General features: G+C 70.8%; 24 protein-coding genes. 9 read left to right on the plus strand and 15 right to left on the minus strand.

What is annotated here, in order from left to right:
* Positions 1-83: 83 nt before the first annotated feature.
* A complete protein-coding gene (pseG, locus tag Q0812_RS00690) occupies positions 84-1,103 on the plus strand; it encodes a UDP-2,4-diacetamido-2,4,6-trideoxy-beta-L-altropyranose hydrolase (RefSeq protein ID WP_302108367.1) in 1,020 nt (339 codons plus the stop codon).
* Here the strand turns inward: pseG and Q0812_RS00695 are convergent.
* The 8 genes from Q0812_RS00695 to Q0812_RS00730 form a co-directional block, all read right to left on the minus strand.
* The gene (locus tag Q0812_RS00695) at positions 1,100-1,783 is read right to left on the minus strand and encodes a cytidylyltransferase domain-containing protein (protein ID WP_302108368.1); all 684 of its coding nucleotides are present in this window, start codon (positions 1,781-1,783) and stop codon (positions 1,100-1,102) included. The two genes, pseG and Q0812_RS00695, sit on opposite strands and share 4 nt — an antisense overlap.
* Positions 1,780-2,859, minus strand: coding sequence for a pseudaminic acid synthase (pseI, locus tag Q0812_RS00700; protein ID WP_302108369.1), 1,080 nt, complete (start codon positions 2,857-2,859; stop codon positions 1,780-1,782). Before pseI ends, Q0812_RS00695 begins: the two co-directional genes overlap by 4 nt.
* Positions 2,856-3,503: a formyl transferase gene (locus Q0812_RS00705; RefSeq protein ID WP_302108370.1), complete on the minus strand. Its 648-nt coding sequence runs from the start codon at positions 3,501-3,503 to the stop codon at positions 2,856-2,858. The genes pseI and Q0812_RS00705 overlap by 4 nt, the downstream gene beginning before the upstream one ends.
* Entirely contained in the window at positions 3,503-3,874 is a 372-nt protein-coding gene (locus Q0812_RS00710; protein WP_302108371.1) for a GNAT family N-acetyltransferase, read from the minus strand. The genes Q0812_RS00705 and Q0812_RS00710 overlap by 1 nt, the downstream gene beginning before the upstream one ends.
* Positions 3,871-5,079, minus strand: coding sequence for a UDP-4-amino-4,6-dideoxy-N-acetyl-beta-L-altrosamine transaminase (gene pseC / locus Q0812_RS00715; RefSeq protein WP_302108372.1), 1,209 nt, complete (start codon positions 5,077-5,079; stop codon positions 3,871-3,873). Before pseC ends, Q0812_RS00710 begins: the two co-directional genes overlap by 4 nt.
* Complete coding sequence (pseB, locus tag Q0812_RS00720) at positions 5,072-6,178, minus strand: UDP-N-acetylglucosamine 4,6-dehydratase (inverting) (protein WP_302108373.1); 1,107 nt, start codon at positions 6,176-6,178, stop codon at positions 5,072-5,074. Before pseB ends, pseC begins: the two co-directional genes overlap by 8 nt.
* Positions 6,179-6,240: 62 nt before the next feature.
* Positions 6,241-6,501 carry a hypothetical protein gene (locus Q0812_RS00725; protein WP_302108374.1) on the minus strand — a complete coding sequence of 87 codons (261 nt, stop codon included), beginning with the start codon at positions 6,499-6,501 and terminating at the stop codon, positions 6,241-6,243.
* An 82-nt stretch (positions 6,502-6,583) separates the two neighbouring features.
* The gene (locus Q0812_RS00730) at positions 6,584-7,252 is read right to left on the minus strand and encodes a YiaD family glycine zipper/OmpA-like lipoprotein (RefSeq protein WP_302108375.1); all 669 of its coding nucleotides are present in this window, start codon (positions 7,250-7,252) and stop codon (positions 6,584-6,586) included.
* Between the two features lie 167 nt (positions 7,253-7,419).
* Between Q0812_RS00730 and Q0812_RS00735 the strand changes: the two genes are divergently transcribed.
* Entirely contained in the window at positions 7,420-8,358 is a 939-nt protein-coding gene (locus Q0812_RS00735; protein ID WP_302108376.1) for an isopenicillin N synthase family dioxygenase, read from the plus strand.
* Here the strand turns inward: Q0812_RS00735 and Q0812_RS00740 are convergent.
* The 5 genes from Q0812_RS00740 to ykgO form a co-directional block, all read right to left on the minus strand.
* On the minus strand, positions 8,355-9,224 hold the full coding sequence (locus Q0812_RS00740) for an alpha/beta hydrolase (protein WP_302108377.1): 870 nt from the start codon (positions 9,222-9,224) through the stop codon (positions 8,355-8,357). The two genes, Q0812_RS00735 and Q0812_RS00740, sit on opposite strands and share 4 nt — an antisense overlap.
* 54 nt (positions 9,225-9,278) lie before the next feature.
* Positions 9,279-10,196: a pirin family protein gene (locus tag Q0812_RS00745; RefSeq protein WP_302108378.1), complete on the minus strand. Its 918-nt coding sequence runs from the start codon at positions 10,194-10,196 to the stop codon at positions 9,279-9,281.
* A 12-nt stretch (positions 10,197-10,208) separates the two neighbouring features.
* A complete protein-coding gene (locus Q0812_RS00750) occupies positions 10,209-11,543 on the minus strand; it encodes an SMP-30/gluconolactonase/LRE family protein (RefSeq protein WP_302108379.1) in 1,335 nt (444 codons plus the stop codon).
* Positions 11,544-11,659: 116 nt separating this feature from the next.
* Entirely contained in the window at positions 11,660-11,932 is a 273-nt protein-coding gene (gapR, locus tag Q0812_RS00755) for a nucleoid-associated protein GapR (RefSeq protein WP_302108380.1), read from the minus strand.
* 138 nt (positions 11,933-12,070) lie between these two features.
* Positions 12,071-12,196: a type B 50S ribosomal protein L36 gene (gene ykgO / locus Q0812_RS00760; RefSeq protein ID WP_031448545.1), complete on the minus strand. Its 126-nt coding sequence runs from the start codon at positions 12,194-12,196 to the stop codon at positions 12,071-12,073.
* A gap of 207 nt (positions 12,197-12,403) precedes the next feature.
* On the opposite strand from ykgO, the gene Q0812_RS00765 reads away from it, so the two are divergent.
* Positions 12,404-13,708 carry a lytic murein transglycosylase gene (locus Q0812_RS00765; RefSeq protein ID WP_302108381.1) on the plus strand — a complete coding sequence of 435 codons (1,305 nt, stop codon included), beginning with the start codon at positions 12,404-12,406 and terminating at the stop codon, positions 13,706-13,708.
* 9 nt (positions 13,709-13,717) lie between these two features.
* Here Q0812_RS00765 and Q0812_RS00770 read toward each other — a convergent pair whose 3' ends face one another.
* Positions 13,718-14,974 (minus strand): MFS transporter, encoded by a 1,257-nt coding sequence (locus Q0812_RS00770; RefSeq protein WP_302108382.1) that lies wholly within the window; start codon positions 14,972-14,974, stop codon positions 13,718-13,720.
* 67 nt (positions 14,975-15,041) lie between these two features.
* On the opposite strand from Q0812_RS00770, the gene Q0812_RS00775 reads away from it, so the two are divergent.
* The 5 genes from Q0812_RS00775 (at position 15,042) to Q0812_RS00795 (ending at position 19,995) form a co-directional block, all read left to right on the plus strand.
* A complete protein-coding gene (locus Q0812_RS00775) occupies positions 15,042-16,370 on the plus strand; it encodes an amidohydrolase (protein WP_302108383.1) in 1,329 nt (442 codons plus the stop codon).
* A 71-nt stretch (positions 16,371-16,441) separates the two neighbouring features.
* Positions 16,442-17,311 carry a flagellar motor stator protein MotA gene (gene motA, locus Q0812_RS00780; protein WP_302108384.1) on the plus strand — a complete coding sequence of 290 codons (870 nt, stop codon included), beginning with the start codon at positions 16,442-16,444 and terminating at the stop codon, positions 17,309-17,311.
* A 113-nt stretch (positions 17,312-17,424) separates the two neighbouring features.
* The gene (locus Q0812_RS00785) at positions 17,425-17,682 is read left to right on the plus strand and encodes a hypothetical protein (protein ID WP_302108385.1); all 258 of its coding nucleotides are present in this window, start codon (positions 17,425-17,427) and stop codon (positions 17,680-17,682) included.
* A gap of 64 nt (positions 17,683-17,746) precedes the next feature.
* Complete coding sequence (gene mnmC2 / locus Q0812_RS00790) at positions 17,747-19,534, plus strand: tRNA (5-methylaminomethyl-2-thiouridine)(34)-methyltransferase MnmC2 (RefSeq protein ID WP_302108386.1); 1,788 nt, start codon at positions 17,747-17,749, stop codon at positions 19,532-19,534.
* A gap of 56 nt (positions 19,535-19,590) precedes the next feature.
* Positions 19,591-19,995, plus strand: coding sequence for a DUF6491 family protein (locus Q0812_RS00795; protein ID WP_302108387.1), 405 nt, complete (start codon positions 19,591-19,593; stop codon positions 19,993-19,995).
* 4 nt (positions 19,996-19,999) lie between these two features.
* Here the strand turns inward: Q0812_RS00795 and Q0812_RS00800 are convergent, their stop codons facing one another.
* Entirely contained in the window at positions 20,000-22,765 is a 2,766-nt protein-coding gene (locus Q0812_RS00800) for a TonB-dependent receptor (protein WP_302108388.1), read from the minus strand.
* A gap of 151 nt (positions 22,766-22,916) precedes the next feature.
* Between Q0812_RS00800 and Q0812_RS00805 the strand changes: the two genes are divergently transcribed.
* Positions 22,917-23,285: an MmcQ/YjbR family DNA-binding protein gene (locus Q0812_RS00805; protein WP_302108389.1), complete on the plus strand. Its 369-nt coding sequence runs from the start codon at positions 22,917-22,919 to the stop codon at positions 23,283-23,285.
* Positions 23,286-23,295: the final 10 nt, after the last annotated feature.

Raw genomic sequence — 23,295 nt, forward strand, 5'->3', positions numbered from 1 at the left:
GCGGAACCTAGTCAAACGCCCCCCGCCCCGCAAGAGCGCAGATGCGGGATTTATCGGGGCCCGAAACACCCTAGTCTTGGGCCATGACACGCGTCCTTCTGGTGGCGGATTCGGGGCCCGAGATCGGGGGCGGCCACGTCATGCGCATCGCCACCCTGGCTGGTGCGCTGGGGGCGCTCGGCGCGGACTGCGCCCTTCTGTGTCCGGCGCACGGAGCTCGTCTGGCGCGGAGCCTGGGACTGGAGGGACTTGAGCTGATCGAAGGACCCGCGGCGCCGTCAGACCTGGCCGACGCCGCGCGGGACCGGACGGCCGACCTTGTGGTCTTCGACCATTACCGCCTGGGCGCCGGGGACCATGGCCGGGCGCGGGCGGGTCGACCTGCGGCCGCCGTGGACGACCTGGCCGACCGTCCCCTGGATGTGTGCCTGGCGGTGGACCTGGGGCCCGACCGCACGGCCGCGGATTACGAGGGCCTGTTGCCGGCGGGGGCGCGCCTGTGCCTGGGTCCGCGATACGCCCTGGTGCGGCCCGAGTTCGCGGCCTTGCGGGCGGAGAGGCTCGGCCGCGGATCGGGCGGCGCGGTCCATCGCCTGTTCGTCGCCCTGGGCCTGACGGATGTGGGCGGGATCACCGGGCGGGTCGTGTCGCGTCTGCTGCCTCGGATGGGGCAGGTGCGCGCCGATGTCGTACTGGCCCCGGAAGCGCCGAGCCGTCAGGTGCTGGAGCTGCTGGCCGCGCGCGATCCACGTCTGCACCTGATTGATCCGACTCCGGACATCGCGCCGGTGATGGCGGCGGCGGACTTGGCCATCGGCGCGGGCGGCGGCTCTACCTGGGAGCGCTGCACCCTGGGCCTGCCGACCTTGCTGCTGGTGCTGGCGCCCAATCAGGCCCCCTCGGCCGAGGCCCTGGCCCGGCGCGGCGCGGCCGAGGTCATCGACGTCAGCGACCCGGCCTTCGAGGCGCTGTTCGACCGCGCCTTCACCGGGCTGATGAGCGATGCGGGGCGCCGGAGGCGGCTGTCCGAGCGGGCCGCGGCCCTGTGCGACGGGCGGGGCGCGGCGCGCGCCGCCGAGGCGGTGCTGGCCCTCGTGGACTAGGCCGCCATCCGGCGCCCGAAAGGTAGTTTCAGAATCTGCGACTGGCCGAAGGGCTCGATCAGGGCCTCGAACACCTGTTCGGCGAAGGCGAAGTCTTCCGGATAGTCCACGGTCCAGCGCAGCCCCGACAGATCCGGGTTCTGCCTCAGCTGCATCAGACTGAACCGGGTCGGGTTGCGATAGAGGTACGGCGTCACGTGCTCGCGGTCGTAGGGATCGGCGGCGTCGCGGAACGCCTCGGCCAGCGCTGAGGCGCGCATGACCTCCACGTCCAGGCCCACGGGGAAGGTCCGGTCCAGCGTGTTGGAGGTGTAGTCGCGCCCCGCGTTCAAATGCAGGCGCACGCAGGCGTCGATGACGTCGGGATCGGCTAGAGGGCAATCGCCGGTCAGGCGCACCACATGCTCGGCCGGGCCGTGGGCGGTGACCGCCGCCTGAAACCGGCCCAGCACGTCGTTCAGCGATCCCCGAAAGACGGTGACGCCCAGGCGCTCCACATACGCGGCCAAGGGATCGTCCGAGGGCTCCAGACTGGTCGCCAGCACAAGCTTGCCCAGGGTTTCGCAGCGCCTCAACCGCTCGATCTGGCGGCCGATCATGGGCACGCCGGCCATGGGCCGCATCACCTTGCCGGGCAGGCGGCTGGAGCTCATGCGCGCCTGCAGGATGGTCAGGATCATGCCCTCGCCTCCTTCAGTTCGGGGCTGCACTCGACCATGTCCCACGCCAGGGGCTCGCCGCGCTTCAGGGGCCTCAGGGCGGGACGACCAAGAACGTCGGGCAGGAGGCGGGGCTCCAGCCCATAGCCGGGACGGATGGCGCGGACGTTGGCCCGCGTAAGCGGCTCTCCGGCCGCCACATCGGCGACGACGTAGAGCGAGCGGCGGAAGACGACCGAACCGCGCTCGGCGCCCTTGAGATCGTAACCCGCCTGGCCCAGGGCCGCCCACGCGTCCTTGCAGTCGCGCACCAGGCGCGTGAACTCGTCCGGCTCCAGGCTGAAGGCGGCGTCCGGGCCGCCGTCGGCGCGCGCCAGGGTGAAATGCTTTTCGATCACAGCGCCGCCCAGGGCGACCGCGGTCACAGCCGCGGCCGTGCCCAAGGTGTGATCCGACAGTCCGCCGACGCAGCCGAAGCGGGCCGCCAGGTCCGGCACGGTCCTGACATGGGCCTGGTCGATGGGCGCCGGATAGGCGCTGATGCAGTGCAGGAGCGCCAGCTGATCGCAGCCGTGCGACCGCGCCGTGTCCACCGCCCGGCCGATCTCCTCGAGATTGGCCAGGCCCGTCGACAGGATCATCGGCTTGCCGGTCCGGGCGACGCGGGCGGTCAGTTCCAGGTCCACCGCTTCGAAGGAGGCGATCTTGTAGGCGGGAGCGTCGAAGCTTTCGAGCAGGTCGACGGCCGTCTCGTCGAAGGGGGTGGAGAAGAGCGTCACCCCGAGCCGGCGCGCCCGCTCGAACAGGGCCGTATGCCATTCGTAGGGCGTATGCGCCTCTGCGTAGAGGTCGTGCAGGGTGCGCCCGCTCCAGGGTCCGCCTTCGATGCGGAAGTCAGGGGCGTCGCAGGCGATGGTCAGGGTGTCGGGCGTGTAGGTCTGGATCTTGATGGCGTCGCAGCCCGTGGCCGCCGCCGCATCGATCATGCTGAGCGCCCGATCGAGCGACCCGTTGTGGTTGCCTGACAGCTCGCAGATCACATAGGGCGGATGGTCCGGACCGATGCGCCGCCCCGCGATGACGACCTCGGGGCTCATCCGGCGGCTCCGGCGTCTTCGATGCGCAGGATGAAGCGCCGCCCCCGGTGCTCGAAGAAGGCGGGATAGCGGTCGTTGTCCACCACGCGCAGCAGGTCGAACTGGTCGGCTAGGGTGCGGTTCGGATCGAGGCGACTGTCCTCCGGGCGGCGGCGGGCGTACCAGCTGGGCTCGCCGACCTGTTCGGCCGGAGGATAGGCGTCTGGCGCGCGGGCGAAGCGCAGGCACATCTCGACCACCTTGCGGCCCAGCGCCTCGCGCATCTCGTCGTTCAGTTCGCACCCCTGAAAGGTGAGGGCGTCGCGCAGGCGGACGGGGCCGGCGTCGGCCGCCTCGGCCGCCTCGATCAGGCAGACGGGAATGTCATTGCGGCCCTCCAGCACCTGCCAGACCAGGGGCGAGAAGCCACGGCCCTTCGGCAGATCGCTGGCGTGGACCACCAGGTTCAGAGCATTGAGCGCCAGGGCCTCGGGCGGGCACAGCTTCAGACACGACAGGTGAAAGGCCATGTCGCCCTCCGGCGCCTCGCGCACGTCGCGGACAAAGACGGCCTCGTGCCCCTCCTGACGCAGCGTCGCGGCCAGGGCCTCGCCGTGCGGATCGAACCAGCCGGGCGTGTCAGTGACGACCGCGATCCGCGCCATTACACGCCCTCCGCCAGCAGGCTGAGGCGCGGACCGGAGGGGCGATGCGCCTCGGCGGCTTCGGATATCTTTCGGCTCCAGCCCCGCCCGCGCCGGTGTGGCGCCACGGCCCAGACCATGGCCCAGGGACCGTGCAGGTTCTCGTCGTAGCGGACCAGTCCGACCGCATCCTCGGTGCGGGCGGCCTCGGCGATCATCAGGATGCGGTCGGTGCGGGCCAGGCAGCGGGCGAACCACTCTGCATGGTCGATGGGATCGGCCGGTCCGTCATCGATCCCTGTCGCCAGGTAGGCCGGATCGGCGCGCCAGTCGTGCAGGGCGCGGCCGTCCTGCGGACGGATGGGCCGCAGTTTAAGGGTCGCTCCGATCATGGCCGCACCCCCAGCACCTCGGCCAGGGCGGCGGCGGCCCGGGCCGGATCGGCCTCGGTCATGTTGTAGTGCAGCGGCAGCGACAGGGTGCGGTCGTAGAAGCTCTCGGCGCCCGGCAGGCGTGTCTCGCCGTTGCGGGCGCGCCAGTAGGGGTGCCGGTGCACGGGGATGTAGTGGACCTGGGCTCCGATCCCGCGGGCGTGCAAACGCTCCATCAGCCGGCGGCGGGTGAGGCCCGCGCCCTCGAAGTCGATCAGCACCTGCAGCAGGTGGAGGGCGGGCAAGGTCCCGGACGTCCCCTGGACCAGGCGCACGGCGGGCGCCAGCGGCGCAAGGGCCTCGGCATAAAGGGCGGCCAGCCGCCGACGCCGGGCGATGAAGTCGGGCAGGCGCTTCAGCTGCGACAGGCCCAGCGCGCAAAGCACGTCGGGCAGACGATAGTTGAAGCCGAGATCCTGCTGCTCGTGCCACCAGGGGTTGGGGACGTCGCCGTCGAAACCCGCCTCGCGGTCGAGGAACTGGGCCGGGTCGCGCTCCATGCCGTGGCTGCGCAGCCGCCGCATGCGCGCCGCGAGTTCGGGGTCGCGCGTGGTGATGACGCCCCCTTCGCCGGTGGTCAGCGTCTTGACCGGGTGCAGCGAGAAACAGGCCATCAGGCTGTCAGGGCATGCGCCGATCTGACCGCTGGGCGTCTCGGTCCCCAGGGCGTGGCAGGCGTCCTCGATGACGACGGCGCCGATGCCCTCGGCCTGGGCCCGCACCTCCGCCATCTCCACGGCGTGGCCGCCCAGATGCACCGGCAGGATGGCGCGCACGGGCCGGTCGGCCCGGGCCAGCGCCTCGGCCAGGGTCGCCCCGGTCATGCGGCCGGTGGAAGGGTCCACATCGGCGAACAGCACGTCCGCCCCCTGATAGGCGCAGGCGTTGGCCGTCGCCGCGAAAGTGATGGCCGGAACCACGGCCAGGTCGCCCGGCTTCAGTCCCGCCGCCATCACCGCCAGGTGCAGGGCCGCCGTGCCGTTGGAGCAGGCCACGGCTTCGGGCGCGTCGACGGCCCTGGCGACGGCGGCCTCGAAGGCGGCGACGGTGGGGCCGGTGGTCAGGTAGTCGCCGCGCAGGGCCTCGGCCACGGCGGCGATGTCGGACTCGTCGATGTGCTGACGGCCATAGGCGAGGAACGGCGCGGAGGCGGCGCCGTCAGCCATAGGCGCGCTCCAGAAGCGTCATCAGTCCGCGTGCGTCCAGCCGCTCGCCGTTGCTGTCGGAGGAGTAGGCGAAGCCCTCGTCCACCGGCAGCCCTTCGCCGGTGGCGGCGAACGACTTGCGCGGATACTCCACGAACTCAGGCTCGATGGCGTAGCGGTCGCCCAGGTCCACCGTCAGGCGCGCGTCGTCCGGCGAGATCATCATTTCGTGCAGCTTCTCGCCGGGACGGATCCCGACCAGCTTCACGCCCGCCTGGGGCGCCATGGCCTGGGCCAGCTCGGTGATGGTGGTGGCGGGAATCTTGGGCACGAAAACCTCGCCGCCGCGCATCATCTCCAGCGAGGAGAGGACGAAGTTCACCCCCTGGCCCAGCGTGATCCAGAAGCGCGTCATGCGCGGGTCGGTGATGGGCAGCTCGTGGGCGCCGGTCTCCAACAGGCGCTTGAACAGGGGCGCGACCGAGCCCCGGCTGCCCATGACGTTGCCGTAGCGGACCACGGCGAAACGGGTCCCCAGATCACCCGACAGATTGTTGGCGGCGATGAAGGTCTTGTCCGAGGCCAGCTTGGTCGCGCCATACAGATTGATGGGTGAACAGGCCTTGTCGGTGGACAGGGCGATGACACGCTCGACGCGGTTGGCCAGCGAGGCCCAGACCACGTTCTCGGCCCCCATGACGTTGGTCTGGATGCACTCGGACGGATTGTATTCGGCCGCCGGCACCTGCTTCAGGGCGGCCGCGTGGACCACCACGTCGACGCCGCGGAAGGCCAGCTCCAGCCGGTTGCGGTCGCGCACGTCGCCCAGGAAGAAGCGCAGGGCTTTCAGCTTCTCTTCGGGGAAGAGCTCGGCCAGCTCCTGGCGCATTTCGTACTGCTTCAGCTCGTCCCGCGACAGGATGATGAGCTTCTTCGGGGCCTGCCCGGCCAGGGCCTCGCGCACGAAGCGCCGGCCGAACGAGCCGGTCCCGCCCGTGACCAGCACAGACTTGCCCTCCAGCACCCGCGTGCGTGGGGCGAAATCCCGGAAGCCGCCGGACGGCTCGGCCCCGATCAAGGTTTCGGCCGGGCTTGCGGCGACGCGGGCGGGACTAGGCATGCGGAGACCCCATGACGGACGTCCGCACCTTCGGCCGCTTCAGCTTTAGCTATGGTTAACGCTTAGGGGATCGATGCGGCCGGCGCGGTGGAGACCAGCATGGCTTGCGGCGCCGCGTCGCGGGCGCGCTGCTCGGCACGCTCCGCCCGGGAGTCGAGCCAGGCGCCGCCGACGGCGATGACGATCACAGCGGTTAGGGCGGCGCTGCCACAGGCGAAGACGGCCATCATGCCGCCGGCCTGCAGAGCCTCGGCGTCGTCGTGCGGATAGGCGCGGCCGAAGCCGTCATCCCCGTTCGTCGCTCGCCGTTTGGAAGAGTCCATGCCCGCCCCCTGCGACAAGATTCACCATGCAGGCGAACCGGACGCAAGGGGCGGAAGGACGATGTTCGCCCAAATGTGGCGATCAGCCGCGGAAGGGCCGGATCACGATCTCCACACGGCGGTTCTGGGCCTGGCCCTGGGCCGTGGCGTTCGAGGCGATCGGCTGGCGCTCGCCCATGCCCGCCACGAACAGGCGCTCGCGGATGACGCCGCGATTGATCAGATAGTCGGCCACGGACAGGGCCCGGCGCTCGGACAGGGTCTGATTGTAGGCGTCGTCGCCGCGCGAGTCCGCGTGGCCCACCACGTCGACCGTGGTCTGGGGATACTGGTTCAGGATGCCGGCCACGTCATCCAGCACCGGGTAGAACTGCGGCTGGATCGTGTATTCGGCCGTGGGGAAGGTCACGTCCGAGGGCATCTGCAGGATCAGATTGTCGCCCTGGCGGACCACCTGAACGCCCGTGTCGGCCAGCTCGGCGCGCAGAGCGGCCTGCTGCCGGTCCATGTAGTTGCCGACGGCCGCGCCGGCCAGCGCGCCCACGCCCGCGCCGATCAGGGCGTTGGTGCGGCCCTCTTCGCCGTCGGAGGTGTTGGTCAGATAGCCGAGCACCGCGCCCGCGCCCGCGCCGATCAGGGCGCCGGTGCGGGTGTTGTTGCGGTAGGTCATGCCGGTGTTCGGATCGGTCGTGGTGCAGGCGGCCATGAGGGCGGCCGCGCCGACGGCGGTGACGAGGACATTGAAGCGCATGATTGGGTTTCCTGGTCTTGTGAAATGGAACGCGACGGAAAACACCGGGCAAGCGTGGCGGTTCCCCAGCTTTGGCTCAAGTCCGTAAGAGTCCTGTCCTCATGCCCCCTGCCCATCGGGGGCGCGGAGCGGTAGAAGGCGCGCATATCCCTGCGTGAGAGCCCGCCGTGACCGAGAGCGCCATTCAACCTGTGTCCATGAAGCTGGCCGAGGCCGACTTCGACGCCTTTTCGAGGGATCTGGGCGGCTCCTTCGCCCGCTATGGCTTCGCCGTGGTGGCCGACCACGGGCTGGACGAGGCCATGATCCGCGCCGCGGTCGATGACGCCAAGACCTTCTTCGCCCTGCCGGCCGAGGCGAAGATGGCCTACCACGTGCCCGGCACGGGCGGCGCCAGGGGCTACACCCCCTTTGGCAAGGAGGCCGCCAAGGACGCCGACGTGGTCGACCTCAAGGAGTTCTGGCACACCGGCCGCGACCTGCCCGAGGGGCACCCCTACGCCCGCTACATGCGCGAGAACCTGTGGCCGGCCGAGGTTCCCGGGTTCCGCACCCATGTGAAGGGCCTCTATGAAGCCATGGATCAGCTGGGCAAGCGGCTGCTGGTGGCCATCGCCCGCTATCTGAAGCTCGACGACGACTACTTCGAAGGTCCGACGGCCCTGGGCAACAGCGTGCTGCGCCTGCTGCACTATCCGCCCGTTCCCGCCGACGCCCCGGGCGTTCGAGCTGGGGCCCACGAGGACATCAACGTCATCACCCTGCTGCTGGGCGCCGAGGAGGCGGGTCTGCAGGTGAAGGATCGGACCGGCGAATGGCTGCCCATCTCGCCGCCCGAGGGGGCGCTGGTGGTCAATATCGGCGACATGCTGCAGCGCCTGACGAACCATGTGCTGCCTTCCACGACACACCGCGTGGTCAATCCAGCGCCCGAGCGGCGCGGCTATTCGCGCTACTCGACGCCCTTCTTCCTGCACTTCGAGCCGGAGTTCCTGATCGAGACCCTGCCGGGCTGCGTCACGGCGGAGAACCCCAACCGCTATCCTGAACCGATCACCGCCGAGGATTTCCTGCTGCAGCGGCTGCGCGAGATCCGCCTGCTCTAGGCGGTGAGCGTTCGCCGCAGGAAGTCGGTCATGTCCTTCAGGACGGGCGCGCGGCCCCGGAACAGCGGCGACAGCACGGCCGCCATGCCCGCGTGGTCCAGGTCGGGGTAGAAGGCCGTCTCGACCACGGCGCCGGCGCCCTCGAGGGCGGCCTTCAGCCGGGTCGTATTGCGCAGACCGACCACCTGATCCTCACCGCCGTTGGCCAACCACACCGCTGGAGCGTCGGCGCGGGCGTAGGTGACCGGCTGGGTCTCCTCCAGGCGCGGCCACTGGCCAAAGGCGGCGATGGTGGAGCTGACGTCCAGGGGCAGGAAGGCGTACGGCCCCGCGAGGCCGGCGACAGCCTCGATCCGGCCTTCAAGACCCACGGCTTCGGTGTAGGTGGGGTCCAGCGCGGTCAGAAGCGCGATGTGGGCGCCCGCCGAGTGACCGCAAAGGCCGATCCGCTGGGCAGACCCTCCATGCTCGGGCGCCAGGCGCGCCGCCAGCGCCGTGGCCGCCGCCGCATCCTCTATGAAGGCGGGAAAGCGCACCTGGGGCACCAGGCGGTAATCTGGCGCCGCCACGACAAAGCCCTGGGCGGCGATGGCCTGGGCGGCCCAGCCGTAGAGGTCGCGCGAGCCCGAGTTCCAGTTGCCTCCATAGAAGAAGACGACCAGGGGCCACGGGCCCTCGCGGCGGGGCGCGAACAGGTCCAGCTTCTGTCGCTCGTGGGGGCCGTAGGCGGCGCCCTGCAACACCCGGCGCGCGCCGGGGTCGCGCGGCGCAAGGGCGTTCAGCGCCGCCAGGGGTGAGCAGGCCGAGGCTAGGCCGGCGGCCAGGCCGGCCAGGCCCACGCGGCGGCTGATCTGGGGGATGGGCATGCGAACCCTACGCGCGAGCGGCGGGTCTGGTTCAGTGCCGTTCTAGGCGACCGATCAGAGCGGATGCGTCTGCTGCGGCGGCGAAACCGGCGGATCCTCGGGCAGGGGGATGAACTCCTGATCGTCGCCCGGCGGCAGCGCCATGCGGCCCGCCGCCCAGTCGGCCTTGGCCTGCTCAAGACGGTCCTTGGACGACGAGACGAAGTTCCACCAGATCAGGCGCTCGCCCACGGGCTCGCCCCCCAGCAGCATGACGGTGGAGGGATGCAACGCCTCGATCACGGGCTCGGCCTCGGCCGACAGAACAGCCAGTTGGCCGGGCCGCAGCTTATGTCCATCCACCTCGACCATGCCCTTGGCCACATAGACGGCGCGCTCGCTCATGCCGCCCGAGCCTTTGCCCTTGGGCGGGGCGGCGCGCACGCCCTGGGCCATCTCCCAATGCACGTAGAACATGGGCGAGGACACGGGCGTCGCCGCCTTGGCGCCGTAGGCGTCGCCCGCCACCAGCCGCGCGAACAGGCCGCCCTGCTCATAGGCCGGCAGCTCGGCGCCCTCGTGGTGGCTGAAGAAGGGGTCGGCCTCTTCCGACTCGGTCGGCAGGGCGATCCAGGCCTGCATGCCGTCCAGGCGTCCCCCGGAGGCAATGCGAGCCGGGTCGGTGCGCTCGGAGTGGACCACGCCCTTGCCGGCCGTCATCCAGTTGACCTCGCCGGGGCGGATCGCCTGGGTCACGCCCAGGCTGTCGCGGTGCATGATCTCGCCGTCGAACAGATAGGTCAGGGTCGACAGGCCGATGTGCGGGTGGGGCCGCACGTTCACCGCCGTCTGGCCGGGGGCGAAGTCGGCCGGGCCCATGTGATCCAGGAAGATGAACGGCCCCACCATACGCCGCCGGGGCGCCGGCAGGATGCGCGAGACCGTGAAGCCGCCCAGATCCTTGGTGCGGCCGTCGATCATCAGCTCGATCATGGAAGGCTCCCGCTAGAGCGGCAGCTGCGACAGCGCCGCCGGACCGGGATTTTCCGCGAAGGCGCCGTCGTTGTCCACGTCGCTCCATTGGCTGCGCGAGACGAACACGAAGCCGTCCTCCAGGGCGACGCCGCCGGTAGGCTCCTGCAGGCCCTCCAGATTGGCGGCCAGCACTTCGACCTCGGCGATGCGGGTGAAGCCGGGGTCGAGGCGCAGGCGCAGGACGCGCTGGGGATTGGATCCGTTCTGGACGACGATCAGATGCTCGCCGCCGGGCCGCGAGCCATCCACGGCCACGCCGTCAACGCCCACCAGCGAGGCGTCGGCAGGCGCCGCCAGCCGGCGCAGGCGCCCGCTGGTCAGGTCAAGGCGATAGAGACCCGTCGAATAGTCGGCGATCAACAGCGCCCCGCCGTCAGGGCTGACGGCCATGCCCTGCGGCGACCGTAGCGAACCCTCGGGCAGAAGGCGGCGCAGCTCAGTGCCGCCGGGATCGAGCACGAAGACATCGCCGATCAGGGAATCGGCCACATAGACCGACCCGTCGGGCCCCAGCGTCAGATCGCCGAAGTTCCGCGGCAGACCGCCCTCGGCCTGGGGCGCGGCATAGATGGCCCGCACGATGCCGGACTGCAGGTCGTGCTGGACAAGGGCGGCGCGCCCTCGCTCCAGCGGCTCGAGCTCGGCCACGGGCGGCGCGCCGGAGGCGGCGGCCCACAAAGCTCCGCGCCCCGGATCGGCGGCGAGGGCGAAGACGCCCAGAGATCCGGGTTGGGCGAAATCGCTGACCCGGCCCTGGCGATCTACGGCGACAATCCGCTTCTGACGGATGGAGGAGACGAGGAAACGGTCGCGCGCGGCGTCGTAGGCCACGCCCTCCGCCAGGAAGGGCTCGCTCCAGACAGCGAGCCGGGTGATCTGACCGGCCGGCGCGCGGTTCGCCTCCAGCGCCTGCTCAACGGCGGGCCAATCCGCTAGCTGCAGCATGGGGGCCAGCACCTGGGCCCGCGAGGGATCGCCGGTCAGGCCCAGCTCGGCCAGACGCCGCCAGGCGGCGAGAGCGTCCTGCGGCCGGCCCGCCAACATCGACATCTGCGCGCGCAGCTGCAGCAGGCCCGGGTGGTTGGGCGCCAGGGCCTCGGCCTGCTCCAGCAGGCGGAAGGCGCCGGGCAGATCGCCGCCCTGGGCGGCCGAGACCGCCTGGGCGCGCAGGCGGCCGTACTGGATCGAATCCGAAACCGCGGGGGCCTCGGTCGGGGCCTCGGCCGGCGGTGCGGGCTGACCTTCAGCGTTCGCCGGAGCTTGCTGAGCGCCGAGGGCGAGGGCGGCGAGGGCGGCTGCGATCATGCGAACGGCTCCGGTTGAACCGCCCAGACATGACACAGCCGTGTGACGCGTCTAGGGCCAGAGGCGGCCCCTTCATCGCGGATCGCCCTGTTCGCCGCCGAAGGCGGTGGATGGCCTCAGATCTCGCCGAGGGCCGACAGGTAGAGGTCGAGGATCGCCTCTTCCTCCTGGCGCTTGACCTTGTCCTGCTTGCGCAGGCGCACGACCTTGCGCAGCGTCTTGACGTCATAGCCCTCGCCCTTGGCCTCGGCGAAGACCTCCTTGATGTCGTTCATCACCGCCGCCTTGTCCTCCTCCAGGCGCTCGATGCGCTCGATGATGCTGCGCAGGCGGCCCTGGGCGGCGGCGGTCAGGACGTCGGGGTTTTCGGCATAGGCGGCGTCGGCCACGGGCTAAGGCTCCGTCGAAGGGCGATCAGGAAACAGGGGCGGACGCTAACCATGCCGCCGCGCGCGCCTCAACCGGCGCAAACAAAAAGGCCGCGGATCATGCCCGCGGCCCTGTGGATGCTTTTGAGGCGAGGGCGCTTAGCCCTGCTTGGCCTTGAAGCGGGGGTCCGTCTTGTTGATCACATAGACCCGGCCCTTGCGGCGCACGACCTTGCAATCCCGGTGACGGGTCTTCAGGGACTTGAGCGAGCTGCGGACCTTCATGGGTCGAAACCTTGGGGCGTGACGAACAAAACGCCGCGGTGGCGCGGCGGGAGCGGGGCCTATACGCAAAGGGCCCCAGCGTGTCAACGGCGGCCCGGCCCTTGCAAGGCGTCGCCCGCCGATCAGGGCTGATCATGGCCGAAAGGCGGCGCTGGACTGGCAGGCTCGTGATTTGGCGCGTGGCCTGGGCTCTGTAAGGTATATGGCATGGATTTCCGACTGTCCCTGATCGCCGCCGTCACCGCTTGCGCGCCGCTGACCGCCGAGACGCCCTCCGCGCCCGCCCACATGCCGATCGGAGCGGTGGCGCAGAGCACCGTCCAGGCGCCGGCCCCGGCCGCCCCGGCGCCTTCGCCGGCGGACGCGGGCGCCGACAGTTTCGCGGCCTCGTTCGACGCGTGGAAGCAGGGCTTCCTCGACCGCAAGGCGGGCGAGAACCGCGCCGCCTGGGCGCGCGAGCTCGAGGGGCTGAGCCCTGACGAGACCGTCGTGCGCCGCGACCGCAACCAGCCGGAGTTTTCGCGCTCGGTCGGAGACTACGTGAACGGCGCCGTCACGGCGGACCGCATCGCCCAGGCCCGGCAGGCCATCAGCGCCAACGCCTGGCTGTCCCAGATCGAGGCGCGCTACGGCGTGCCGGCCGAAATCCTGGTCTCCATCTGGGCCAATGAGAGCGCCTTTGGCCGCATCCAGGGCGACTTCGACGTGGTGCGCTCCCTGGCGACCCTGGCCTGGGAGGGCCGTCGCCGCGACTGGGCCGAGGGTCAGCTGGCCGACGCTCTGACGATCATCACCTCGGGCAAGGCGCCGCGCAGCCGTCTGAAGGGGTCCTGGGCCGGCGCCATGGGCCAGACCCAGTTCATGCCGGACAACTATCTGCGTCTGGGCGAGGACGGCGACGGCGACGGCGTCGTGGACATATGGGGGTCGGACCGCGATTCGCTCGCCTCGGCGGCCAATCTGCTGGCGCGCGCGGGGTGGAAGCGGGGCCAGCGGTGGGCGCTGGAGGTGGAGCTGCCGACCGGCTTCGACTACGGCCTGGCCGAGGCCGAGCGCCAGCCGTGGAGCTTCTGGCGCGAGCGCGGCGTGCGCCTGCTGAACGGGGCCGCCCTGACCGACGCCGAGGCGGCCGAACAGATGACGGTGATCCTGCCCCAGGGGGCGGACGGCCCGGCCATTCTGACCCTGCCGAACCACTACATCATCCGGCGGTACAACAACTCGACCGCCTACGCCCTGGCCGTGGGCCTGCTGGCCGACCGCGCCATGGACCGGCCGGGCATCAGCCGGGCCTGGCCGGTGGAGACGCCGCTCAGCCGCGATCAGCGCATGTCGGCCCAGCGCTATCTTCAGGTGCTGGGCTTCGATCCCGGCGGGGTGGACGGCATCATCGGCACCGGCACACGCACGGCCCTGCGCCGCTGGCAGCAGGCGCGCGGCCTGCGCGCCGACGGCTATCTGACCACGGCTGTCCTTGAGCAGCTTCAGCGCGACGCCGCCTCGCGGCTCTAGCTGGAAGCTCTAGCTCAGGGGCTGAGGCCCCGCCGGCGGCGTCTGGGGCGCCGGCGCCTGGCCGGCCCGCTTCAGCGTCGTGGTGAACAGCGCCATCAAGAGAATGGCCGCCCCCATCAGCGTGTTGGCGATGAAGGGCGCGGGATCCCACGCCTCGTAGAGCGCCACGCCGATCACCGGCGGCGCCAGGAAGCACAGCCCCGCCAGCGCCGCCATAAGCCCCGCCACCGCGCCCTGCTCATGCGGCCCCACGGCGATGGAGGCGCCGGCCATGAAGCCTGGGCGGGCGAAGCCGACGCCCAGGCTGACCACCGCATAGCCCACCACCACGCCGTAATAGGTGGGCGACATCAGGGTCAGCACGTTGCCCGCGATGGTCAGCCCCGCTCCCCAGCGCATCAGCGAGGTGGGCCCCATGTGCAGCAAGGGGATCAGACCCCACTGGGCCATCAGCGTCGCCGCCGCCCCCGCCAGCATGGCCACTGACACAAAGGTCTGGGCCTCGAGCGGCGGCAGGCCCATCACATCGATCACGTGGAAGCCCAGCACCGAGACGTTCACCGCCTGAATGCTGATGGCCAGGAAGCCGTAGATTACGAAGGCGCGCATGCGCGGCTGCTTCCACAGGCCCTTGCTGTGCGTCCTGACGCCCGCGGGCTTGCGCCGGACGCCGCCCGACGGCAGGCCGCGCCAGGTGGCGAACCAGACGATCAGCCCCATGGCCGCGAAGGCGTACATAGGGCCTGCGAGGCCCAGCAGCGGCAGGACGAAGAAGGGCGCGAGCGCCGGGCCCAGCACCGTGCCCAGCCCCTGGGCCGAGGCCAGCACCGACAGGGCTTTGGTGCGCTGCTTCACCGTCGTGCGGTCGGCCACATAGGCCTGGGACGCCGTCGGGCTGGCCGAGCCGAGAGCCCCGTGGATAGAGCGGCTGATCACCATCAGGCTGAAGATGAGCGCCACCGGCAGCAGGCCCAGAAGCCCGCCCGTCACCGTCAGGCCGAACGCCGCCATGGACACGCTGAAGCCCATCAGGCCCAGCAGGATCATGGTCTTGCGGCCCCGCGTGTCCGACAGCCGGGCCCAGTAGGGCGCGCTGAGCGCCCACAAAAGCGCCGACAGGGAAAAGGCCGCCGAGATCAGGGTGTCCGACAGGCCGAACTCGCGCCCGATGGCCGGCAGGACAGACATAAGGGCCGTGCTGCCCGCCGCCGCGATGGCGTTGACGGCGAACAGGATGACGAAGGCCCGGCGGCCCGCGCCCTTCACCGGCCCCTCCGTTGCCCGTGATCCGGCCTTGCGCCACAGTGGCGACGGGACGGTTCAGGAGGCTGGGATGAACGGCAAGGCATGGATGTGCGGCGTGGCGCTGGCGGCGGGGCTGGGTGCAGCCGTCCCGGCATACGCCCAATCGGCGGCCCCGGTCGACCCCGCCCTGGCCGGACGCATCGAGGCGGCCGCCGCCGCCATCCAGCCGCGCGTCGTCGCCTGGCGGCGCGACATCCACCAGAACCCCGAACTGGGCAACGCCGAGCATCGCACCGCCGCCCTGGTGGCCGAACACCTGCGCGGTCTGGGGCTGGAGGTTCGCACGGGGGTGGCCCACACGGGCGTGGTCGCCGTGCTGCGCGGCGGCCGGCCCGGCCGCACCGTGGCCCTGCGCGCGGACATGGACGCCCTGCCCGTGCAGGAGGCCACAGGTCTGCCCTTCGCCTCGACGGCGACGGGGACGTACCAGGGCGCGACCGTGCCGGTGGCTCACGCCTGCGGCCACGACGCCCACGTGGCCATGCTGATGGGCGCGGCCGAGATCCTCGCGGGCATGCGGGAAGAGCTGTCCGGCACGATCGTCTTCGTCTTCCAGCCCGCCGAGGAGGGCGCCCCTCCGGGCGAGGAGGGCGGCGCCGACCTGATGGTGGCCGAGGGCGCGCTGAACGATCCCCGGCCCGAGGCCATCTTCGGCCTGCACGTGGTGCCGGGGCGCCCCGGCACGGCCTTCTGGCGCGGGCGCGGCTTCATGGCCGCCTCGGACCGCGTCGACATCGAGCTGACCGGCCGCCAGACCCACGGCGCCTGGCCCTGGAAGGGCATCGACATCGTCGCCGTGGCCGGACAGGTGGTGCAGACCATCAACACCCTGGCCGCCCGCACCGTGGACCCGACCACCACGCCCACGGTCTTCACCATCGCCACGGTGAACGGCGGCGTGCGCTACAACATCATTCCCGATCGCATGACCCTCAGCGGTACGCTGCGCACCTTCGACACCGAGCAGCACGACGATCTGGTGCGCCGGGCCGGCGAGGCGGTGAACCACGTGGCCGCCGCCTATGGCGCGAGCGCCGACTTCCGCGTCGTGCAGAACGCGCCGGTGGTCTTCAATGACGAGACGCTGGCCGCCTGGCTGGGTCCGGTGCTGGGCCAGGCGCTGGGGTCCGAGAACGTCAATCCGGCTGCCCCGCCGACCATGGTGGCTGAGGACTTCAGCTATTATCAGCGCGAGATTCCGGGGGTCTTCTATCACCTGGGGGCCAGCGCCGACGGCGTCGATCCCGCGACCTCACCGCCCAACCACTCGCCCCAGTTCGACGTCAACGAGCGGGTGCTGGAGACGGGCGTCCGCGCCCATGTGATGACGGCCCTGGCCTTCCTGTCGCGGTCCTGACGGCAACGCCCCTTTAAGCATTAACGGCAAGGATGCTGGCGCTTTAACCTTATCCGGGCCGCGCCAGCTTCATGTTCCAGATCATCGGCATTGTCGTGCTCTTCGGCATGGTCTTCGGCAGCTACATCATGGCCGGGGGCAATATGGGCGTGATCACCCACGCCCTGCCGCACGAACTGATGGCCATCGGAGGCGCCGCGGTGGCCGCCTTCATGATCGGCAACGGGATGCCGGTCATCAAGAGCTCGCTGGCGGGTTTCGGCAAGGCCTTCGCCGGGCCGAAATGGAAGGCGGCGGACTACCGCGACCTTCTGGCCCTGCTGTTCCAGCTGACCAAGACCATGAAGTCCAAGGGCGTCATCGCCCTGGAGAGCCACATCGAAAAACCGGGCGAGTCCGCGATCTTCCAGAAGTACCCGAAGATCATGAAGGACCACTTCGCCATCGATTTCATCTGCGACACCCTGCGCATGATGACGATGAACCTGGAGGATCCTCACCAGATCGAGGACGCCATGGAGAAGCAGCTGGAGAAGCACCATCACGAGGCGCTGGGCGCCCCGCACGCGCTCCAGACCATGGCTGACGGCCTGCCGGCCCTGGGCATCGTCGCCGCCGTGCTGGGCGTCATCAAGACCATGGGCTCGATCACCGAGCCGCCCGAGGTGCTGGGCGGCATGATCGGCGGCGCCCTCGTGGGCACCTTCCTGGGCGTGTTCCTGGCGTACGGTCTGGTCGGCCCCCTGGCGGCGCGGCTGAAGGCGATCATCGACGAAGAAGCCGCCTTCTATAAGATCATCCAGTCGGTGCTGGTGGCTCACCTGCACGGCAATGCGGCGCAGATTTCAGTGGAGATCGGGCGCGGCGACATTCCCTCGACCGCCCAACCTTCCTTCGCCGAAATGGAAGAGGCCCTGCAGAACCTGCCCAACGAGGCCTGATCGCGGCGGCCTCACGAACCCGTGATTTCTTTCTTGCCGCCCGGCCGAAATCATCGTTAGCTCCCCTCAGCGGCGAAATCAGCGCCGCCCAGAAACGATAGGGAGTCGAAACAATGGCTATCCGTAAGCTTCTCGTCGCCGCCATGGGCGTCGCCGCCTTCTCCGTCGCCGCCTGCCAGCCGGCCGCCGAGGACAACACCGCCGAAGAAGCCGCCGCCACCGCCGACGCTGCGGCTGAAACGGCCACCGACGCCGCCGCCACCTCGGCTGAAGCCGCTGGCGACGCCGCCGCCGCCGCCGGCGACGCCATGACCACGACCCCCGCCGAAGAAGGCGCGGCCGCCACGACCGAGCCCGCCCCGGCCCACTAAGCCGCGCGAGCCAGTTTGAGTTAGAAGGGGCCGCCCGCCGGGCGGTCCCTTTTTCTTTGCGCCGATGCCTGACACGCACCTCATCCCCGCCCAGCTGGACTGGGCCGAGACCGGACCGCGCTCGCGGCTGTACGGCGACGTCTATTTCTCAGCCGAGGACGGCCTGGCTGAGACGCGGGCTGTCTTCCTCGCCGGGTGCGGCCTGCCCGAGGCGTGGCGGGGCCGCGCCCGCTACACAGTGGCCGAGCTGGGGTTCGGCACGGGGCTGAACATCGCGGCCTTGCTGGATCTTTGGCGGCGCGAAGGCCCCTCGGAAGGCCGCCTTCACATCTTCAGCGTCGAGGCGCACCCCCTGGGCCGCGAGGACGCCGCGCGCGCTCTCTCCGCCTGGCCCGAGCTGGCGCCCGTGACGGACCTGCTGCTGGCGCGCTGGCCCCGTCAGGCGGCGGGCCTCCAGCGAATCGATCTGCCCGAGTTGCCCGCCACGCTCGACCTGGCGGTCGCGGATGCGGCCGAGGCTTTGGCGGGCTGGAGCGGCCAGGCGGACGCTTGGTTCCTCGACGGGTTCGCGCCCTCCACCAATCCGGCCATGTGGTCGGACGCGGTGCTGGACGGGATCGCAGCCCGCTCGGCGCCCGGCGCGCGCGTGGCCACCTTCACCGTGGCGGGACAGGTGCGCAGGGGCCTGGCGGCGCGGGGTTTCGCCGTCGAGAAGCGTCCTGGATGGGGCCGCAAACGCGAGCGGCTGGAGGCGCGCCTACCGGGCGCCGCCGCTGATCCACACCGTGGTCCAGTGGCCGTGATCGGGGCCGGGATCGCCGGCGCCGCCGTGTGCCGCGCGCTGCGGGCCGAAGGCGTCGAGACCGTGCTCATCGACGGCGGAGAGGCCGACATGGCCTCGGCCAATCCGGCGGCCCTGGTCACGCCGCGTCTGGACGCCGGCGGCGGCGCCGTGGCGGCCCTGCACGCCCAGGCCCTGCTGCGGGCCGCAGATCTCTATGACGCCACGCCCGACGCCGTGACGGAAAGGGGCGTGCTGCGACTCATCTCATCGCCTGACGAACGGCGCCGCTTCGAAACCGTGGCCGCCCAGCCCCCGTGGCCGGCCGGCGCCCTTCAACTGCTGTCGCCCTCCGAGGCGTCCGAGCGACTGGGCGCTTCGGCCCCCCATGGCGGCCTCTGGATTGAGACGGCCAGAGTGGTGGATCCCGCCGCCGTGCGCGCGGCCTGGACGCAAGGCGCTCAGCGCCTGTCCGCCCGTGTCGCCTCCATCGAGGACGGCGAGGGCGTGCGCCTGCTCGACGCCGACGGCGCCCTGATCGTCGAGGCCGACGCTGCGATCCTGTGCGGCGGCTGGTCCGGCCAGGCTCTGACGGGCCTCGCCATGCGCCCCCTGCGCGGTCAGGTCAGCTGGGCCGAAGGGGTGGACCCTCCCCCGGTGGCCGCGGCCTGGGGCGGCTACGCTGCGCCGACGCCGGGCGGTTTGCTGTTCGGCGCCACGCACGATCGTGGGGACGAGGCGCTGGATCTGCGGGAGGGCGACCACGTGCGAAACCTGACCGCTTTGGCACAGGCTCTACCTGACATCGCCGAGGCTTTGACGGTCCCGCATCTGCGGGGCCGCGCCGGCGTGAGGGCGACGACGGCGGATCACAACCCCGTGTGCGGTCTACTGCCCGGCAGGGGCCGGACCTTCGTGCTCACGGGCCTTGGCGGGCGTGGCTTCGCCGCCGCGCCCCTTCTGGCTGAGCACCTGGTTGCGAGCCTGACCGGGACGCCGTCGCCGCTGCCCCTGCACCTGATCCGGCTCACCGATGCGACACGCCGCGCGGTTGCGCATGCTCAAGCTTGAGCGCAACGATTACCCCGTCGCCACCGTTCACCTGTCAAGCTGACCAGGAGAAACCCATGCGAACCGCCTATCTGACTCTCGCCGCCGCCGCCGCCTTCGCCGTGGCGTCCTGCGCGCCCATGTACGGCCCGGGCTCGGACCCCGGCATGTCGTCGAGCGCGCCGCGCCAGTGCTTTTTCGTCAATCAGGTGGCCGGCTTCTCCTCGACCGACGACCGCAACGTCTATCTGCGCGTGGGCGTCAACGACATCTATCACGTCCAGATCATCGGCCATTGCCCGGACATCGACTGGTCCTCGCGCATCGGCATCCAGCCGCGCGGCGGCGGCTCCAGCGTCTGCACGGGCTTCGACGCCGATCTGATCGTGCCGCGCCTCGGGGGCGGCGTTGACCGTTGCCTGATCCGCAGCGTGCGCAAGCTCAGCGACGCCGAGGCGGCGGCCCTGCGCAACCGGCCCTGAGCCGTCAGAAGATCAGCTTGCGGAAGCGGAGGGTCACGGTGCGGCCCTCCGCGTCCAGCAGGTCGGGTTGATAGCTGATGGGCGTCACGCCCGCCGCGTCGGTGACGCCCCGGCGCGCGTCGAACAGGTTGCGCACCTCCAGGCTGACCCGGCCCCCGCGCAACCAGGGATGCTGGCGCACCCAGGCCCGGCGCGCCCCGAGATCGGCGAACAGCGACAGGTTGGCCGTCGCCAGGTCCGAGAAGTAGAGGTCGCCCGCGCCGCCCGGCGCGCCGCCCGCGACGAAGGTGTCCGAGCGCCAGTCCGCCGTGAACCGCGCGCCCAAACCGTTCAAATAATAGCCCGACTGCAGCTCGGCCTGATGCTCGGACTGGCCGCCGCCCGCGCCGACCGCGTCCCCGTTCAGGAGATCGAGGGTCGGCAAGCCGGGCCGCACCACCACCTCATTCTGCAGATTCCAGGTGTGATAGAGGGCGAAGGTCAGACGCCCCTCGCGCGGATTGCCGCCGAAGCGACCAAACCCGCCGCGTCCGCCGCCGCCCCTGAAGCGGCCGCCTTCGCCGCCGCCGCGCCACTCGGGGCGGGGGCCGTCGCCGCCTTCGGGGCCCTGATGCGCGCCGGGACCCTGGGGGCCGCCTTCGCCGCGGCGCCGCGGCCCGCCCTCGCCGGTGGGGCGCTCTCGGCGGATCGGCCGCGAATAGTTGATCCCCCAGCGCAGCTGCTGGGTCTGGCTGCGGTCGTAGTTCACGGGCCGCGTGTCGATAGAGATCAGCCGCCCGCCCGAGTCGCGAATGAAACGCTCAGGGAAGGCCGCCTCCAGCGCCGGGGTGATGGTCGGGAAACTGGAGATCGGATTGTCGACTGTGGTTCGCACATAGTTGGCCGACAGGGTCACGTCCGCCTCGCCCAGCGGCCGCCAGGTGACGCCCAGCCGCTGCACCCGGCGATTGTCGGCGGTCAGGCCGGGGTTGCCGCCCTCGATGCGCGTCACCTCCACGGTCTGGCCTGTGGCGAAGTCGAACACCTGAACGTTGGGCGTGGAGATCACCGGATCGTTCAACTGCTGGATCGACGGCGCGCCCTCTTCGTCGGTGACGCTGGCGATCACCGACCACTGCCGGTTGGGACGCCAGTTCAGGCCATAGCCATAGGTGACCAGCCCGCCGAAATCCGACAGCTCGTCATAGGCGGCGTTCAGGTTCAGGGTCAGATTGCCCAGGCCCGCCAGCACCTCGTTGCGCGTGCTGGCGATAGGGATGTTCAGATTGCCCTGAACCCCGCCCTGGGTGCGCGACAGCTCGCGTTCGGTCAGGAGGCCGGACCGCACGCTTTCGGAGTCCAGAGAGACCGCGTTGAACCCGGCCCGGAAGGAGGCCGAGACGTCGCCGGCCGGCACGCTGAACAGGTCGCCGTTGGCCACGAAGTCCAGCTCGCCCGACTGGGTCAGGGACTGGGCCGTATCGCGCGGTCCCGGCCCCAGCAAGGCCGCGGCGCCCGGGCCGAAGGGATCCACCGACGGATCCCCCGCCGTGAGCGCCGCCTGAAGCGCGTTGGCATCGACGCCCCGGCCGGTCTCGGTATCGCTCCTTGTCACGTCGTAGCCGCCGGTCAGCGACCAGCGCCAATCGTCCCAGTCGCCAGTAAAGGCTGCGCCCAGACGCCCGCTCACCGTATCGGCGTTTCGGCGCATGGCGTCCGGCCGGTCGAAATAGCGCCAGACCAGCACGTCCCGGGTGAAGGGGGAGTTCGGGTTGGTGGAAGGGAGCGTGAGACTGGCGCCCGGCAGGCCGAGGAAACTCTCGGACCGCGACCCCTCCAGCCGCGCATTGAGCGTGGCCACCACATAATCGTTCAGCGGCCGGGTATAGGTTCCGCCCACCTCGACACTCTCGGTCTCGGGAAGCAGGCTGCGCCAGGCGCCCAGGTCGCCGGTGCGCGTATAGCCCGCCGTCTCGACGAAGTCCGCCAGGGTGAAGGGTCCTCCTGCGCCGAACCCCGGCACGGCCGCTACGGTGACGGGGCCGCCCGCCAGCAGGCTCAGGGCCGGATCGATCTCGCCGCCGTAGGGCAGGCCGGTGACGTTGCCGATCAGGTCATAGGGCGTCTGCCCTGGCTCACGACGGATGTTGCGCTCGTCCTCGAACAGGGGCGTGGCGCGCTCGACCTCCGCCTCCAGGATCAGGCGCTCGTCGCCGCGCAGGCGCAGGAAGTTGCCGTCCAGCTCGCCGCTATAGCGCCCGCCCGCCGTGGACGCGCCCGCGCGCGCCTGCACGGTCGTGGCGCGGAAACGCTCTCGCAAGATGAAGTTGATGACGCGCTGGTCGGCCCGGTAGCCCAGCTCCAGCGCCACCTCTTCGGGCAGGATTTCGACCCGCTCGATGGCCTCTGAAGGCACGCTGTGCACCTCGCGCGGGCCCGAAACGCGCCGACCGTTGACCAGCAGCACGGGACGTCCCTCGCCGCGCCCCCGGCCGCTGCGGGTCTGGGGCTCCAGCGCCTCGAGCAACTCGGCGATGGTGGTGGCGCCGGTGGCGCGGATATCAGCGGGGTCCAGGGTGATCTCGGGCGGGATGTCGCTCTCGACCGAGCCGCGCAGGCGCGCGCCCGTGACCACCACCTCCTCGACGGTGGTGACGTCCTCGTCCTCGGCATCGGTCTCGGCCTGACCAGCGGGCTGCGCGGCGGCCGCCGCTTCAGGCGGCGGGGCCTCCTGCGCCACTGATGCGGACAGGGCGGCGCCGGTGATCAGGGCGAGGTAGGACAGACTCATGCGGGCACATTTCGGCTTGGGTACGGCGGTTTAGAGGCTTCAACGCCCGAACCCCCGGCTTCCGTCGCGGCTCGGCCGAGAAAATTCCTTCGCCCCCCGGTTCGCACGGGGCGTATGAACCGGGTCTGACCCGCACGTGCAGGGAACGCCCATGACCGACCCATCGAGCGCCGCCGAGGCCCTGAGGGCCTTCGGCCTTCAGTATCCCGAGACCCAGCTGAAAAGCCCTTGGCCCGGCCACCTGGACCTGGCCGTCCGCGACAAGACCTTCGCCTACCTGTCGCCGGAGGGGCAGCCCTTCAGCCTCGGCTGCAAGCTGCCCTTCTCGGCTGAGGCGGCGCTGGCGCTGCCCTTCACCGAGCCCACCGGCTACGGCCTGGGCAAGAGCGGCTGGGTCACCGCCCGCTGGCCGGACGACGGCTCGGACCCCATGCCCATGTTCCGCGCCTGGATCGACGAAAGCTGGCGGGCCCAGGCGCCCAAACGCCTGGCCAAGAGCTTCCCGCCGCCGTCGTTCTGAGCCGCGCGGC

Source organism: Peiella sedimenti (genome assembly GCF_030504955.1).
GTDB classification, from domain to species: domain Bacteria; phylum Pseudomonadota; class Alphaproteobacteria; order Caulobacterales; family Caulobacteraceae; genus Brevundimonas; species Brevundimonas sedimenti.